Annotated in this window: 13 protein-coding genes; 11 read left to right on the plus strand and 2 right to left on the minus strand. The window is 41.7% G+C overall.

What is annotated here, in order from left to right:
* Window positions 1–73: 73 nt before the first annotated feature.
* Window positions 74–1,642 (minus strand): PucR family transcriptional regulator, encoded by a 1,569-nt coding sequence (locus tag ACOAOT_RS24300; protein ID WP_420219296.1) that lies wholly within the window; start codon window positions 1,640–1,642, stop codon window positions 74–76.
* A gap of 145 nt (window positions 1,643–1,787) precedes the next feature.
* On the opposite strand from ACOAOT_RS24300, the gene ACOAOT_RS24305 reads away from it, so the two are divergent.
* Window positions 1,788–2,747: an NAD(P)H-dependent flavin oxidoreductase gene (locus tag ACOAOT_RS24305; RefSeq protein ID WP_420219297.1), complete on the plus strand. Its 960-nt coding sequence runs from the start codon at window positions 1,788–1,790 to the stop codon at window positions 2,745–2,747.
* Between the two features lie 105 nt (window positions 2,748–2,852).
* On the opposite strand, the gene ACOAOT_RS24310 is transcribed toward ACOAOT_RS24305, so the two are convergent.
* Window positions 2,853–3,875, minus strand: a complete 1,023-nt coding sequence (locus ACOAOT_RS24310) for an asparaginase (protein WP_420219298.1) — start codon at window positions 3,873–3,875, stop codon at window positions 2,853–2,855.
* A gap of 128 nt (window positions 3,876–4,003) precedes the next feature.
* On the opposite strand from ACOAOT_RS24310, the gene ACOAOT_RS24315 reads away from it, so the two are divergent.
* From ACOAOT_RS24315 to ACOAOT_RS24360, 10 genes are all read left to right on the plus strand, one after another.
* Entirely contained in the window at window positions 4,004–4,183 is a 180-nt protein-coding gene (locus ACOAOT_RS24315) for a DUF4250 domain-containing protein (RefSeq protein WP_420219299.1), read from the plus strand.
* Between the two features lie 191 nt (window positions 4,184–4,374).
* A complete protein-coding gene (gene cls / locus ACOAOT_RS24320; protein ID WP_420219300.1) occupies window positions 4,375–5,886 on the plus strand; it encodes a cardiolipin synthase in 1,512 nt (503 codons plus the stop codon).
* 53 nt (window positions 5,887–5,939) lie between these two features.
* A complete protein-coding gene (locus ACOAOT_RS24325; RefSeq protein WP_420219301.1) occupies window positions 5,940–6,401 on the plus strand; it encodes a putative ABC transporter permease in 462 nt (153 codons plus the stop codon).
* Window positions 6,402–6,455: 54 nt separating this feature from the next.
* Complete coding sequence (locus ACOAOT_RS24330; protein ID WP_420219302.1) at window positions 6,456–7,214, plus strand: lysophospholipid acyltransferase family protein; 759 nt, start codon at window positions 6,456–6,458, stop codon at window positions 7,212–7,214.
* Between the two features lie 34 nt (window positions 7,215–7,248).
* Window positions 7,249–8,385: a chorismate mutase gene (locus ACOAOT_RS24335; protein ID WP_420219303.1), complete on the plus strand. Its 1,137-nt coding sequence runs from the start codon at window positions 7,249–7,251 to the stop codon at window positions 8,383–8,385.
* Between the two features lie 120 nt (window positions 8,386–8,505).
* Window positions 8,506–9,735: an ATP-binding protein gene (locus ACOAOT_RS24340; protein ID WP_420219476.1), complete on the plus strand. Its 1,230-nt coding sequence runs from the start codon at window positions 8,506–8,508 to the stop codon at window positions 9,733–9,735.
* A gap of 97 nt (window positions 9,736–9,832) precedes the next feature.
* Complete coding sequence (locus ACOAOT_RS24345) at window positions 9,833–11,401, plus strand: Ppx/GppA phosphatase family protein (RefSeq protein ID WP_420219304.1); 1,569 nt, start codon at window positions 9,833–9,835, stop codon at window positions 11,399–11,401.
* A complete protein-coding gene (locus ACOAOT_RS24350; RefSeq protein ID WP_420219305.1) occupies window positions 11,401–13,542 on the plus strand; it encodes an RNA degradosome polyphosphate kinase in 2,142 nt (713 codons plus the stop codon). Before ACOAOT_RS24345 ends, ACOAOT_RS24350 begins: the two co-directional genes overlap by 1 nt.
* A gap of 146 nt (window positions 13,543–13,688) precedes the next feature.
* Window positions 13,689–14,396, plus strand: coding sequence for a response regulator transcription factor (locus ACOAOT_RS24355; RefSeq protein ID WP_104439107.1), 708 nt, complete (start codon window positions 13,689–13,691; stop codon window positions 14,394–14,396).
* 1 nt (window position 14,397) lies between these two features.
* Window positions 14,398–15,522, plus strand: a complete 1,125-nt coding sequence (locus tag ACOAOT_RS24360; RefSeq protein WP_420219477.1) for a sensor histidine kinase — start codon at window positions 14,398–14,400, stop codon at window positions 15,520–15,522.
* The last annotated feature ends 2 nt before the right edge of the window (window positions 15,523–15,524 follow it).

A 15,524-nucleotide genomic window follows, 5' to 3' on the forward strand; every position in this document is an offset into this window, starting at 1 on the left:
CAAAGGGATTTATGGTAAATGGTATATTTACACTCTGCTCAACAGACATTGAAAAGCAGGAAAACAGAATATACTATGTCTCGGATGCAGCCCTATTTTCCAGGAAAGAAATTATTTTATAAGAGAGCAGAAGCTGAAAGCAGTAGCCACTGTCTTCTAAATCATGGTTCAGGATTTCCTTGATTTTGTTTATTCTGTAAATTAATGTATTACGGTGAATGTGCAGAATTCCGGCTGTGTGGGCGAGATTTTTATCATGAGTCAGGAATTCATAGAGGCAGCTTGTATATGAGGTATGATTCTTTTTGTCATGGAAGTCCAGATTTATGAGATCATTACAGCAAAGCAGCTTTAAGTCTGTATGATGGGAAGCAATATCAAGCAAATGTTCGGGGATAAAATCCTCGTAAAAGGCCAGGGGGCCAGTCCTTTTCAGTCTGCGGTTTAAGTCTATGGCAGTAAGTGCCTGCTCATAATAGAGCCTGAGCTTTGATATGTCGTGAAAGCATTTGCTGATGCCGGCAGACAGTCCTCTTTTCTGGCAGAACTGCCTGAATAAATTTGCCGCCTTCTCTGGTAATAAATGACGGTCTTCCAGCATGATGACCGTAACAATGTAATTGTTATAAATGACAGTCGTTCCTTCTCTTAATGTTTCTTCCAGATTGGTTTTTAAGTATTGTATGGTTCTGTGGGTCTGATCGAATTCACTGATATCAATCGTTATGATAAATATATGGTTCTGGATCACGATATTCAGTGTCTGAATTCTCTCATACAAATTACTTGGGCTGATTTTGTCATTTAACAGATCCAAGAAAAAATGCTCATAAGCCGCTGTCTTTGAGTAAATAGTACTGGGATCAGATTTCATCTTTAATGCTACAAGATCAGACAGCATTTTAATAAACTGCTTATCCGTCTCTTCAAACTCTTTATGGACTTCAAAAAGAATAATGGTTCCGGCTAACTGATGATTAAAAAATATATGATGGATAATTCTTCGGTATTTAAAATCGCCCTTCGGCAATATCACGGGCTCCAGGTCACTGGAGTTTTTTTCATATGCCATTTGCTTTGTGAGCAGTTCAAACGAGGCATCGGATATATAACCTCCATTCTTTTTCTGATCCAGCCAGACGTAATCCTCAAGCTCAACATCTGTAGAGGTAGCTATATGCTTAAGACTTCTATCTATGAGAACTACGGGATTTTTTAAATAAGTTACCGCCATATCCAGGATAACCTGTATGCTTTGATTCTGTATCATGGCTTCGTATAGTTTTTCTGTATAATTTTTGAGCAGGGTATCTTCGTGAAATAAAGCGTCAATGGCATTGAATACGGAAAAGGGATCCGTTTCTCCTGGAAGCTTAACCAGACATGGACCTTCCAGTGATAAAAGCTCATCGGAAAGGGGGATATCTTCTATACAGATAATTAAAACCGGGGATTGCAGGGCGGCACAATCAGATGTAAATTGGGAAGCATAGCCCAGATACAGATAATCCAATGCGCTGTAATCTGTGCTTTTATTAAAGAAGAATACAGATGATACCGGAAAGACCCTATCTCTGTCCTTAAGGCATATAGGAGAAAATGAATTGATCTGCTTCATTACTTTGTCAATGGAAAGTATCATAATAAAGGCTCCTTGCTTGTACGAAGTATCTAAACAATTAAGTGATTTTGAGTTAGTTCAGACGAATACTTTTCAATATTTCTCTGATACAATTATTATACACGAAATATAATAAATGTAATTAATTTTTGAAAAGGAGTACAAGATGAAACATAAAATATGCGATATTTTGGGAATTTCATATCCTATTATTCAGGGACCGATGGCATGGGCTTCGGATAGTAAGCTGGCGGCTGCAGTTTCAAATGCAGGAGGATTGGGTATCATGGGAATCGGATTTTCTCCAGTGGAGATATTCCAGTCTGAAATCGTTAATATTAAAAAATTAACAGATAAACCTTATGGCTGCAATTTAATTACCGCTGTTCCTTATGCAGACCAGCTGCTTGAGGTAATACTGAAGGAAAAGGTGCCGGTAGTAGAACTGGAAACAATGCCTGCGTTTTATAATACTCTGCCTGACTATGTGGAAAAATTAAAAAATGCCGGAATCATCCTGATCGGAAAAGCGTCTTCCGTTGAAGACGCGCTGATATATGAAAAGGTCGGGGTTGATATGATTTCTGTAAAAGGAGCAGATGGAGGGGGACATATTTACGGATTTACAGGAACATTTACATTAATTCCCCAGGTTGTTGATGCTGTGAAAATTCCGGTAATCAATTCCAGTGGTATTGGTGATGGAAGAGGGCTTGCCGCTTCCTTTATGCTGGGAGCAGAAGGGGTTGAGATTGGCAGCCGTTTTCTACTGGCAGATGAATGTCCGGTTCACGATAATTATAAAAATGCGATTATGGAAGCAAAGGAAGGTGATACTGCGGTCACCGGAGCTTCCGTGGGAGATGCTGTCAGAGGGCTTCACAATCATCTGACAGAAAAGATAATGAAAATTGAGAAGCAATACGAAGGCGGGGAAGCTGCAGAGAAAATCCAGGATTTGTGCTCCGGATGCCTGCGGAAAGCGGCTGTAAATGGTGACGTACAGGAAGAAGGAACTGTAGTTGTAGGACAGATTGCCGGACTCTTAAATAAAAGACAGAGTGCAGCAGAGATTATGAGTGAACTTGTTGCGGAGTACCAGACCATAGTTGCCGGTCTTTCGTAGACCGAATCAATCATTAAGAATAGCAGAATCAGTGAAGTTTTAAAATCAGCAGAGCAAGGTATATAGAAATATGTACCCTGCTCTTTTGCAGTTCCAGACGGCTCGTCATGCATTGGAAACAGGTGCTGTCCACAGAATATCTCTGTTGACGGTATGATAAAAGCTATCCCGTATCTCCTTTGGGTCTGTTGTTTTTCCAAGAATCCACATAAGTTTTGTTACTGTGGCCTCCAGGGTCATATCGTATGCTTCCAGAAGTCCGAATTCTTTTTTAATGGAATGACCCACTTCGTAAACCGACATATTGCTGCCTTCATTGGTTACCTGGGTTGTCATGACCACGGTTTTCCCAAGAGAAATCCATTTTTCAATGGCCTTATAAAAATCACCGGTATCATAGGAGGGCAGACCGCCTACACCAAAGGATTCTATAATAACTGCATCGTAATGCTCTGCCATATAATCCAGAACATCCGCACCCATGGATGGAATCAGCTTTAAAAGTGCCACGTTAAAATTCAGCTTATGAAAAAACAGGGGACTTGCAAAGCGGTTATTTTTTTTATCATCCAGATAAAAGATTACATGTCCATCCTGAATTGTAGCGATATAGGGAAAATTAATGCTGGAAAATGCGTTGTAGCTTTTGGTCCGTTCCTTTTTCCCCCTTGTACCGGAAATTACTTTTCCATCAAAAACGATGTTTACGTCATGGGAACGGTCATCGCTGGCAAAACGAAGGCTGTCAGATAAATTGGTTCTTGCATCCGTATTTTCCATGTCGATGGGTTTTTGAGCACCGGTTATGACAATGGGCTTTGGGGAGTTCTGCACCAGATAAGAAAGAGCCGCTGCTGTGTAAGCCATGGTATCCGTGCCGTGGCAGATGACAAAGCCGTCATAAGCATTGTAATGATCTTCAATGGCTTTTGCAATTACCAGCCAGTGCTTTGGCTGCATATTGGTGCTGTCTATATTGAATATCTGAAGACTGTCTACCTGACAGAAATCCGCCGCATCGGGAACATAGGAGAGAAGTTCGTCTGAAGTCAGAAGGGGCTTTAAACCAGAATCTCCTCTTTTGCATGCAATCGTACCACCGGTTCCCAGCATCATTATTTTTTTCATTTGAAGTACCTCCTGATGGATTATGAACCTGATTGTAGCATTTCTTTTTCCATTCGTATAGGTGATTTCTTGAAAATAAAAGAAATCTATGCTAAAATGAGGGACAAACAGTTGCAGGAGATAATAAAATGGCTAATATACCAAGAGATCCGGTTATGCTGCTCAGTTACATGAATACTCAGCTGAGAGATTATTATCCATCTTTAAGTGAGTGCTGTCTGAGCCTGGGAATTGAGGAAGAAGAGATTGTAAAGTCACTGGCCTCCATTGATTACCGGTATGACAATGAAAAAAATCAGTTTTTGTAAATGAAGTGGATACAAAAGGGTCGTCGCAGCTGCGGGGACCCTTTTTGGAAAATAGATTTGAGACTATTTGCAGGAGTCACACCATAAAATTATTAGAATGAAAGAGCAGAAATTAGGAAAACTGTTTCATGTAGAAGGTATGAATACTTAAAACGATGAAACCGGTTAGAAAGAGAAGGGAGGGATTTAATATGGAATCTGTCTGGAATCAGAGCATAGCAGTCTGGAAATGGCTCATGGATCATTTAATCTATATAAACCTGATTCTTTCTGTTATCATTGTTTTTTTTCAAAGGAGGGATCCAAAGGCAGTCTGGACCTGGCTTTTAGCGTTGTATTTTATTCCCGTATTCGGTTTTCTCTTTTATCTTATACTTGGGCAGGATATGAGAAAAGGTAAGATGTTCCGGGTTAAGGAAGTGGAGGACCGGATGCGTTACTCTGCCAGAAATCAGGAGGAGTTTTTAAAAAGTCATGATATCGGACTGGATTCTTCTCTTGCAAGGGACTATTCCGACCTGGTCATGTACAATTTAGAAACCTCAGGTTCCGTTCTCACCGTTGACAATACCGTTGAAATTTTTACCGATGGTGTTAAAAAGTTCCAGGATCTCAGGGAAGAACTTTCAAAAGCAAGCCGGTTTATCCATCTGCAGTATTATATTATAAAAAATGATGAGCTGTTTGACTCCATCATTCCCATATTAATTGAACGGGCAAAGGCCGGTGTAGAAGTCCGGATTCTCTGTGACGGTATGGGTGGAAGGTTCATGCGCAAATCAAAATGGGACATTTTAAAGAAAAGCGGTGTTAAGGTTGGTATCTTCTTCCCGCCAGTGCTTGGAAGGCTGCACCTGCGTATTAACTATAGAAATCACAGAAAAATTGTTGTGATTGATAACCGGATTGGTTATGTGGGCGGATTCAATATAGGGAGAGAATATATTTCCAAAGACCCTAAGTTCGGTTACTGGAGAGATACTCATTTAAAGCTTCAGGGTGGATCTGTTTTAAGTCTTCAGATCCGTTTTGCTCTGGACTGGAATTATGCAGTTGGGGAAAACCTATTTAAAAATATGACTTACTTCTGTGAAGACGAAGATGGAGCCTGTCTTTATAATATGGGAGTAGTGGATATCAATCAGGTAGAAAAAAAACTTGGAATTCAGATTATTGCAAGTGGTCCTGACGCCAGAAGCAGACAGATCCGGGATAATTATATCCGGCTGTTCTCAAAAGCAAAGCATCATATCTATATACAGACTCCCTATTTTGTACCCGATGATGCGGTCCTTTCTGCCCTCAGGATGGCTGCCAGATCAGGCGTGGATGTCAGGCTCATGATACCATGCAAACCGGACCATCCCTTTGTTTACTGGGCCACCTATTCCTACGTTGGAGATCTTTTATCAGAAGGTGCCAGATGCTATACCTATGAAAATGGATTTCTTCATTCAAAGGGAGTAATGACAGACGGAAAAGTCAGTTCCTATGGGACTGCCAATATGGATATCCGCAGCTTTGAACTGAATTTTGAAGTCAATGCAGTGATCTATGATGAAGAGACTACCAGAAAATTAGAAGAGTTATTTCTGGAAGATTTAAAGGTATGTGAAGAGATTACACCAGAGAGATATGAAGCCAGAAGCATCTTCATTCGGATTAAGGAACAGGGCAGCAGACTTCTCTCACCTCTTTTATAGAATTCTTTGACAGCAAAACATAATATCTCCATGTCCGGCACATAATGATGCTTATGAAGATACTATCACAATTAAACTTAAAAGAGATACCCTTAAATTTTTGTAAATGCGGGGTAACAGGCTGGTGCCTGGAAGTAATGTTTACTGCAACAGACTCCTTCTTACGTCATGACTGGCGTCTGATGGGTCAGACATCTCTTCTTATGTTTCCTATTTATGGATGCGGAGCATTTCTGGCACCCATTGGATTGATGATTGACCACTGGGTCAATCCCAGATCCGGTCTGGCCGCTGCCCGAACGGATATTGCCATTCGTCATGGATTCCTTTATATGGTGCTGATTTTTGTGGCAGAGTATTTCTCCGGAACACTTTTACGCGGCAGGGGAATCTGCCCATGGGATTATACCGGCAGGAGCACTAACATTGACGGCCTGATCCGTCTGGATTTTGCACCGCTGTGGTTTGCTACGGGATTATTATTCGAACAAATTACAAAAAAGAAAGGCAGGTAGTATTGTAATTAAAGAGTCCATTCTATATAATAGATGGAATGGAGGATTAGACCAATGATTCGATTTATTCTTGTAGCAGCATCCGTTATATTTTATCTGATCTTAAGCATCCCGGTTCTGGTTTTTGAGAACATGGCTGGTAAAAAGAACCTTCGTGCAAGCGATAAGCGAAGTATTTCTAATGTCCGGTGGATCTTTAAGATTATCCTGTTTTTTGCAGGAGTTAAAATTACAGTAAAAGGAAAAGAAAAGATACCAGTTGACCAGGCTGTTCTGTATGTGGGAAATCATAGAAGTTATTTTGATATTCTTGTTGGCTATACCACAGCTCCTGGTCTGGTGGGATTTGTGGCTAAAAAAGAGATGGAAAAAATCCCGCTGCTCTCCGGCTGGATGAAGCATGTGAACTGCCTTTTTTTGGACAGACAGAATGTAAAAGAAGGGTTAAAAACCATTCTCCAGGGAATTGAGCAGGTGAAAAACGGAGTCTCTGTCTGGATTTTTCCGGAAGGAACCAGGAACACAAATGATGATATAATGGATCTTCTTCCTTTTAAGGAAGGCAGCTTAAAAATAGCAGAAAAAAGCGGCTGTCCGGTAGTTCCGGTTGCCATAACCGGAACGGCAGAAGTATTTGAGAAGCACTTACCATTTATTCGGTCTTCAAAAGTAACCATTGAATTTGGAGAGCCGTTCCTGGTGAAAGAGCTGGAACCGGAATCTAAAAAATTCCCCGGTGCCTATGTAAAAAAACAGATTGAGAGTATGCTGGAAGAAGAACTTTCCCTTCAGGGAAAGCTGACAGGCCGTTAAAGAAGACCAACAGATAAGGCAGAGGAATGGACATATGAAAAAATTAGACTTGCTTGAGATCAGAGGACAGTTAGACAGCATTGACCGTGAAATTGTGGAACTGTTCGAAAAGAGGATGAGACTGAGCGGCGAGGTGGCTGAATTTAAGATTGAAACCGGAAAGCCGGTTTACGATAAGGAACGGGAAAACCAGAAAATTGATTCCGTAACCGGAATGGTGGAAGATGCATTCATGAAGCAGGCAGTCAGTGAACTGTTTACCCAGATGATGACCATCAGCCGCCATTATCAGTACAAGCTGATGGCGGAGCACGGAATGAAAGGGGAAGATACCTTTCAACCGGTAAAAAGTATTCCTATAGATGGAGTGAGAGTGGTTTATCAGGGGGTTGAGGGTGCATACAGTCATGCTGCCACACTCCAGTATTTCGGAACGGATGTCAGCTGTTATCATGTGGTTACCTTTGAGGATGCCATGAAGGAAGTGGAGTCCGGCCATGCGGATTATGCGGTTCTTCCTATAGAAAATTCCTCTGCCGGTGCTGTGATTGATAACTATGATCTGTTGATGAAATACAACAATTATATAGTGGCTGAGACATTTTTAACTGTAAATCATGCGCTGTTAGGGCTGAAAGATTCAAGACCGGAAGAGATCCGTACTGTATTCAGCCACCCTCAGGCACTGATGCAGTGTTCGGAATTTTTAAATGCCAACAGGAACTGGAAGCAGATCAGTGTGGAGAATACTGCGGCTGCTGCTAAAAAGATTATAGAAGAAGGAGATCCCACTCAGGCTGCTGTGGCCAGTGAAACCGCTGCCAGACTTTATGGACTGAAAGTTCTTAATTCTTCCATCAATCATAATAAGTCCAATACCACCCGGTTTATTATCCTGTCAAACAAAAGGATCTACCGGGAGGAAGCACAAAAAATCAGCATCAGCTTTGAACTGCCCCATAAGAGCGGTACTCTTTACAACATGCTGAGCAATATGATTTATAACGGAGTCAGCATGATTATGATAGAGTCAAGACCCATTCCAGGAAGAAACTGGGAATACCGCTTCTTTGTAGATATGGAAGGAAATTTAAGTGAATGTTCCATTCAGAATGCGCTGAAAGGGATTTTAGAAGAGGGACGCAATATGAGAGTCCTGGGAAATTATTAAGGAATTCAGAGAGGTTCGGCCTGTATTAAGGCCGGACTTCCGTTTACACAGGGAGGAATAAGGAACGTGAAGGAACTGATTATATACCGTGATTTAAAATATCAGAAACTTTTTGACCAGATGTTAAGACAGCTGACTCTTATCCAGGAGAAAAATACAGAAACAATGCCGGAATCCTTCGCCTGTGCCGGTCAGCTTATCGAGCTGGCAGCATCTTATGGCTTTGAGGGGAATCTCTGGCATTGTTTTTTAGCATTGTGCCTGGCAGATAACGAAAACGCTTACAGTACCTCCTGCGAAATAACAGGTCCCATTCAGGGAACATTAAATCAGCTGGCAGCCCATGATTTTAAGATTATGAAAGAGCTGTTTGATCAGGACATACGGGCATTAGACTGCGGGGAAGAAGAGGGAATCTGGTCGGCTCTTTCTGATTACCATGCCAATAACGGCAATAGTAAAATTTATAACAGACGAATTCGTGATCAGATCGTAACGCTTGCAGTGGAGTTAAAGGAAGCTCCCGATGTGAAAGCCTTCGGTGAAAAAATAACCTTATTCTATAAGAATTTCGGCGTAGGAAAATTCGGTTTGAATAAGGCCTTTCGTGTGGAGGAGACGGATCAGGAGCCTCAGATCATTCCCATTACCAGTATGGATCACATATATCTCAATGAATTAGTGGGATATGAAAGGCAGAAGGAGAAGCTGATAGAAAACACGGAAGCATTCTTAGATGGGAAGGCGGCTAATAACGTTCTCTTGTTTGGCGACAGCGGAACCGGGAAATCTTCAAGTATCAAAGCCATTTTAAATGAATATTATGATAGAGGTCTGAGGATTATAGAAGTATATAAGCACCAGTTTCATACACTTTCCAAGGTACAGGAACAAATCAAAGACAGAAATTATAAGTTTATCATCTATATGGATGATCTGTCTTTTGAGGATACGGAACTGGAATATAAATATTTAAAGGCGATTATCGAGGGCGGCCTGGCAAAGAAGCCTGGCAATGTTTTAATCTATGCAACCTCAAACCGCCGTCATTTAATTCGTGAAAAATTCAGCGATAAGAGACAACTGGATGATGAATTACATAATAATGATACCGTCCAGGAGAAGCTTTCCCTTGTGGCACGATTTGGTGTAACCATTTATTATGGTGCTCCGGAACCAGCTGAATTTAAAGAGATTGTAAAGCAGCTGGCAGCCCGCAGCCAGATTTCCATGCCCTTAGAAGAACTTTATCAAAAAGCAAATATATGGGAACTGAACCACGGCGGTTTATCTGGAAGAACAGCAAGCCAGTTTATTACCTATCTTTTGGGAAAAGAGAAAAATAATTAATCTTTTTGCAAATTTTACCGATATTTGACACAAAAGGGAATAAAATAAGGTAGAATAGTAAAAAACTGTCCTGTAGAGGGCAGTGAGGAGGACAAGTATGGCAATCAGATTATTTGCCGCTATTGATGTGGGATCTTTTGAACTTGAACTTGGCATCTATGAGATTTCCCCTAAAACAGGAATCCGCAAGATTGATCATGTCCGCCATGTCATCGCCCTTGGTAGGGACACCTATAAGAACGGAAAAATCCGCTACGAATTAGTAGACGAAATGTGTAAGGTAATTGAAGACTTTGCAGATATTATGCAGTCCTATAAAGTCACAGGATACCGTGCCTATGCGACCAGCGCACTTCGGGAAGCAAAAAACAGTCAGATCGTACTGGATCAGATCCGGGTAAGAACCGGCATTGAGGTCCAGATTATCAGCAATTCCGAGCAACGTTTTATCAGTTACAAGGCAATCGCCTCTAAAGATGCGGAATTTAATAAAATCATACAAAAAGGAACTGCTATCGTAGATGTGGGATTTGGCAGTATGCAGGTATCCTTATTTGATAAGGACGCTCTTATATCCACCCAGAACCTGATGCTTGGAGTATTAAGAATCCGTGAGATGATGGGCGATATGCAGGTGAGTACCCAGATGCAGAACACCCTGATCGAAGAGATGGTTGACAATGAGTTAAACACCTTCCGCAAGGTTTATTTAAGAGACCGTGAGATTAAAAATCTCATCGGGATCGGGGAGAGCATCCTTTATCTTTCGAGAGAAAGCCATGGGGGAAAACCGGTAGAGTGGATCACTGCGGAAGAATTTATTAATTTTTATGAGAAGATTAAGTTAATGTCACTTGACCAGATTCAGGACCGGTTTGGTGTCAACGCAGAATACGCCGCTCTTTTAGTTCCTGCCACGATTATTTTTAAACGTGTATTGGAACTGACAGGAGCTGAGATGTTCTGGATTCCAGGAATCCGCTTATGTGACAGCATTGCTGCAGAATACGCAGAAGAAGCCAGGACTGTGAAATTTCATCATGATTTTTCTGAGGATATTCTGGCTGCCTCCAGGAACATGGCAAAGCGTTATAAGTGTCATGGTCCTCATACGGTCTGTATGGAAAAGTATGTACTTGGTATTTTCGACTGTATGAAGAAGTATCACGGTATGGGCAAACGGGAGCGGCTTCTTTTACAGATTGCGGCCATTTTACATGCATGCGGCAAATTTATCAGCATGAAAAAACCAAGTGAGTCCGCTTACAGTATTATTATGTCAACTGAAATAATTGGACTGTCCCATATGGAGCGGGAAATTATTGCCAATGTAGTACGGTACAACGGTCTGGAATTTGATTATAACCGGGTGCAGCTCAATGAGGAATTATTCCGTAATACAAAGGGAGAGTTGTCTCATGAGGATATTACCATTTTAATCGCAAAGCTGACAGCCATATTAAGGCTTGCCAATTCCATGGACCGCAGCCACAAACAGAAATTATCAGACAGCCGGATGAATGTTAAGGAAGGGAAGCTTGTAGTAACCACTTCTTATGAAGGAGATATGACACTGGAAGCATTATCGTTTAATCAGAAGGCAGATTTTTTTGAGGAGATATTTGGTATCAGGCCTGTACTGAGGCAGAAGAGGAGGTTATCCTGATGGCAGACATAAGCGATATTTATTACAATCCGGATAATTATGTAAACCGAGAACTCAGCTGGATCGAGTTTGATTACCGGGTATTAAGTGAGGCAAGAGATAAAACACTGCCTCTTTTTGAACGGTTAAAATTTTTAAGCATAACAGCTTCTAATTTAGATGAATTTTATATGGTGCGTGTGGCTTCCTTAAAGGATATGGTTCATGCAAAATACACCAAACCGGATATTGCAGGCATGAAAGCAGATGAACAGTTAGAAAAAATCAGTGAACAGACTCATGAGCTTGTTTCATTGCAGTATTCCACCTATAACCGTTCCATTCTTCCTGCTTTAAAGCAGAACGGACTGCGTGTCATTTCCAGTCACGAGGATTTAAGTGAAGCAGAGGGCAGGTTTGCAGATACCTATTTCATTCGGGATGTTTATCCGGTGCTGACTCCTATGGCCGTGGACTCCTCCAGACCATTTCCTCTGATTCGAAATAAATCGTTGAACATCGCGGCGCTTCTTAAAAAGAAAAGCGGGGAAGAGGAACTTGAGTTTGCCATGGTTCAGGTTCCCAGTGTTCTTCCAAGAATTGTGGAGCTTCCTGCTGATGAAACAGGGGATCGGTCCTTTATCCTACTGGAACAGATTATTGAACGGAACATGGAAAGTCTGTTTTTAAATTACAACGTTGTCACCACCCACCCATTTCGTGTCATGAGAAATGCCGATCTGACCATTGATGAAGAGGAAGCCGTTGATCTTTTGGAAGAAATAGAAAAGCAGCTTAAAAAACGCCAGTGGGGAGAAGCCATCCGTCTGGAAGTGGAAGATAAGATAGATAAACGCCTGTTAAAGATTTTAAAGAGAGAATTAAATATAAGCTCCAGTGACATATTTGAGATTGCCGGTCCTTTAGATTTAACCTTTCTCATGAAGATGTACGGACTGAATGGATTTGAACATCTAAAGGAAATTCCTTACATTCCCCAGCAGGTTCCTGAACTGATGAATGAAGATGATATCTTTACCAATATCCGTAAGGGAGATATTCTGCTTCATCACCCCTACCAGACCTTTGATCCTGTGGTTCAGTTTGTAAAAACTGCCGCAAAGGACCCTGAGGTACTGGCAATAAAACAAACCCTTTACCGGGTCAGCGGAAATTCCCCCATTATTGCCGCTCTTTTGGAAGCTGCGGATAACAGGAAACAGGTTTCTGTTCTGGTGGAACTAAAAGCCCGCTTTGATGAGGAAAATAATATCAACTGGGCGAAGAAACTGGAAAAAGCCGGCTGTCACGTAATTTATGGACTGGTAGGATTAAAGACTCACAGTAAAATAACCCTGGTGGTGCGCCGGGAAGAGGATGGCATCCGCCGTTACGTTCATCTGGGTACTGGAAATTACAATGATTCCACCGCCAGGCTTTATACAGACTTAGGACTGATGACCTGCAACCCTCAGATCGGAGAGGATGCAACTGCAGTATTTAATATGCTTTCCGGATATTCCGAGCCTCTTCACTGGAATAAACTGGTTGTGGCACCCATCTGGCTGCGAGCCAGATTTTTAAAGATGATCCGCCGGGAAACCAGGAATGCGGCGGCCGGAAAGCCAGCCCACATTATAGCCAAGATGAACTCTCTGTGTGACAAAGAGGTGATTGCTGCCCTGTACGAGGCTTCCTGCGCAGGAGTGACCATACAGCTGATTGTCAGAGGCATCTGCAGCTTAAAAGCAGGTGTTCCCGGTTTAAGTGAAAGAATTACAGTACGTTCCATTGTAGGTAATTTTCTGGAACATGCCAGAATCTTCTATTTTGAAAATGACGGAAGTCCGGAGCTTTATCTTGGAAGTGCTGACTGGATGCCAAGAAACTTAGATAAGCGGGTGGAAATCATGTTCCCTGTGGAAGATGAGAAACTATTAGAACGGATTATGCATGTCCTGAAAATACAATTAGAGGACAATGTTAAGACTCATATTCTGCAGCCGGACGGGACATGGGAGAAGCCGGATAAAAGGGGAAAGACCCTGATCAACTGCCAGGAGCAGTTTTGTGAAGAGGCATCCCTGTATGTCAGGGCGGAACTTGGCAGGCTGGATCCAGCTGGCAGCAGGGTGTTTATTCCGACTGAAAGTCAGGGATGACAGGGTATTCCTGATTTACCGTTTTATAGGTTTTTTGTAAGAAAATAGTAAGGCAAAGATACCTTTCTTGTGGTAAAATGGATGCAGGCTTTTTCTTTTTCAATTTGAGAACGCCGCTTACATAACGACAAGGGAGGTATTTTTCAATGTCCGAGACAATAAGCATACTGGTTGTGGATGACGAGAAAGAGATTGCGGATCTGGTGGAGATTTATCTGGTCAGTGACGGATATAAAGTATACAAGGCTAATAATGCAGAAGAGGGACTGGAGGTTCTGACAAAGACTCAGATCCATCTGGTGCTCTTAGACATTATGATGCCTGGGATGGACGGTCTGACCATGTGTAAAAAGATAAGGGAAACCAACAACATACCGATTATTATGCTCAGTGCCAAGTCAACAGATTTAGATAAGATTTTAGGACTTGGAACCGGTGCAGATGATTATGTGACAAAGCCCTTTAATCCACTGGAGCTGACTGCCAGAGTCAAATCTCAGCTGCGTCGTTATACCCAGCTTAATCCCAACAGTGCGGTAAACGAATCGGCAAAGAATGAAATAGGAATCAGGGGACTGACCATCAATAAGGATAATCATAAGGTGACGGTATATGGAGAAGAGATAAAGCTCACCCCCATCGAATTTGATATCCTGTATCTTCTGGCTTCCAATCCGGGAAGAGTGTTCAGTACAGATGAGATATTTGAAAAAGTATGGAATGAAAAGGTTTATGAAGCCAATAACACGGTAATGGTACATATCAGGCGTCTGAGAGGAAAGATGAAGGAAGACACCAGACAGAACAAGATCATCACAACTGTTTGGGGGGTAGGATACAAAATTGAAAAATGATATCAATCATCGTTTCCATACCCGGGTTATTGCCAATATATTTTACAGTGCCATTGTAACGGTTCTGATCGAGATATTTTTGGTAACCAATGTATCGCTGATTGCATCTTATATGAGGAGCACTCAAAAGGACAATGCGTTCCTTGAGATGCTCACCTCTTTTGATGTGGTGGTGATTATTATCTATGTTGTTTTTGGAATTGGCATATTCGCAGTGACGTTTCTCCTGCTTCAGGAAAAATCCATGCGTTACATCGGGAGAATCTCCGATGCCATGCAGAGGATTTCTGAAGGAGATTTAAATATAACAGTGGATCTTGAAGGGGATGATGAGTTCTCCGTCATGGCAGCCAGTCTAAACAAGATGGTTGGAGATTTAAGAGATTTAATGGATAAAGAGCGGGAAGCAGAGCGGACAAAGAATGAATTGATTACCAATATTGCCCATGACCTGCGAACGCCGCTTACTTCTATCATCGGTTACCTGGAGCTCTTATCCAAAGATGGAGTCATTGACCAGGAACTGCAGAAAAAGTACATAGGGATTGCATACGTAAAGACAAAACGGCTGGAAAAGCTGATTGAAGATCTGTTTGGATTTACCAAGCTTAATTACGGAAAGATTTCAATGAACGTTTCAAAAGTGGATGTTATAAAACTTTTAAGTCAGCTGCTGGAGGAGTTTTATCCCAGTTTTATGGATAAGAACCTTTCCTATGAGCTGCAAAGCAATGTCCCCGTCCAGATCGTTTCAGCAGACGCCAATCTTCTGGCCCGTCTGTTTGATAATCTCATTAATAATGCAATCAAATACGGAGCAGATGGTAAGAGGATCCTGGTGAAGGTACATGGAAGTGAAGAACTTGTATCGATTCAGGTGGTAAACTACGGATATGTTATACCGGAAGAAGAACTTCCTCTGATCTTCAACAAGTTTTACCGTGTGGAGCAGTCCCGTTCCACCAACACAGGAGGAACCGGGCTTGGCCTTGCCATATCCAAAAGCATTGTGGATATGCACGGGGGAACCATTCATGTCTCCAGTGACTTGTCAGGAACTGTATTTACGGTAAAACTGAAAACTAATTTTGATGTGAATAAAGAGAACTTTGGAAAGATAGGGTGACA

Source organism: Lacrimispora struthionigena, assembly GCF_048627165.1.
Classification (GTDB): Bacteria; Bacillota; Clostridia; order Lachnospirales; family Lachnospiraceae; genus Lacrimispora.

What these genes read in the sequence shown, in the direction of transcription:
- ACOAOT_RS24300 (WP_420219296.1), bottom strand. Translation starts at nt 1,642, where the DNA reads ATGATACTTTCCATTGACAAAGTAATGAAGCAGATCAATTCATTTTCT.
- ACOAOT_RS24305 (WP_420219297.1), top strand. Translation starts at nt 1,788, where the DNA reads ATGAAACATAAAATATGCGATATTTTGGGAATTTCATATCCTATTATT.
- ACOAOT_RS24310 (WP_420219298.1), bottom strand. Translation starts at nt 3,875, where the DNA reads ATGAAAAAAATAATGATGCTGGGAACCGGTGGTACGATTGCATGCAAA.
- ACOAOT_RS24315 (WP_420219299.1), top strand. Translation starts at nt 4,004, where the DNA reads ATGGCTAATATACCAAGAGATCCGGTTATGCTGCTCAGTTACATGAAT.
- cls (WP_420219300.1), top strand. Translation starts at nt 4,375, where the DNA reads ATGGAATCTGTCTGGAATCAGAGCATAGCAGTCTGGAAATGGCTCATG.
- ACOAOT_RS24325 (WP_420219301.1), top strand. Translation starts at nt 5,940, where the DNA reads ATGAAGATACTATCACAATTAAACTTAAAAGAGATACCCTTAAATTTT.
- ACOAOT_RS24330 (WP_420219302.1), top strand. Translation starts at nt 6,456, where the DNA reads ATGATTCGATTTATTCTTGTAGCAGCATCCGTTATATTTTATCTGATC.
- ACOAOT_RS24335 (WP_420219303.1), top strand. Translation starts at nt 7,249, where the DNA reads ATGAAAAAATTAGACTTGCTTGAGATCAGAGGACAGTTAGACAGCATT.
- ACOAOT_RS24340 (WP_420219476.1), top strand. Translation starts at nt 8,506, where the DNA reads ATGTTAAGACAGCTGACTCTTATCCAGGAGAAAAATACAGAAACAATG.
- ACOAOT_RS24345 (WP_420219304.1), top strand. Translation starts at nt 9,833, where the DNA reads ATGGCAATCAGATTATTTGCCGCTATTGATGTGGGATCTTTTGAACTT.
- ACOAOT_RS24350 (WP_420219305.1), top strand. Translation starts at nt 11,401, where the DNA reads ATGGCAGACATAAGCGATATTTATTACAATCCGGATAATTATGTAAAC.
- ACOAOT_RS24355 (WP_104439107.1), top strand. Translation starts at nt 13,689, where the DNA reads ATGTCCGAGACAATAAGCATACTGGTTGTGGATGACGAGAAAGAGATT.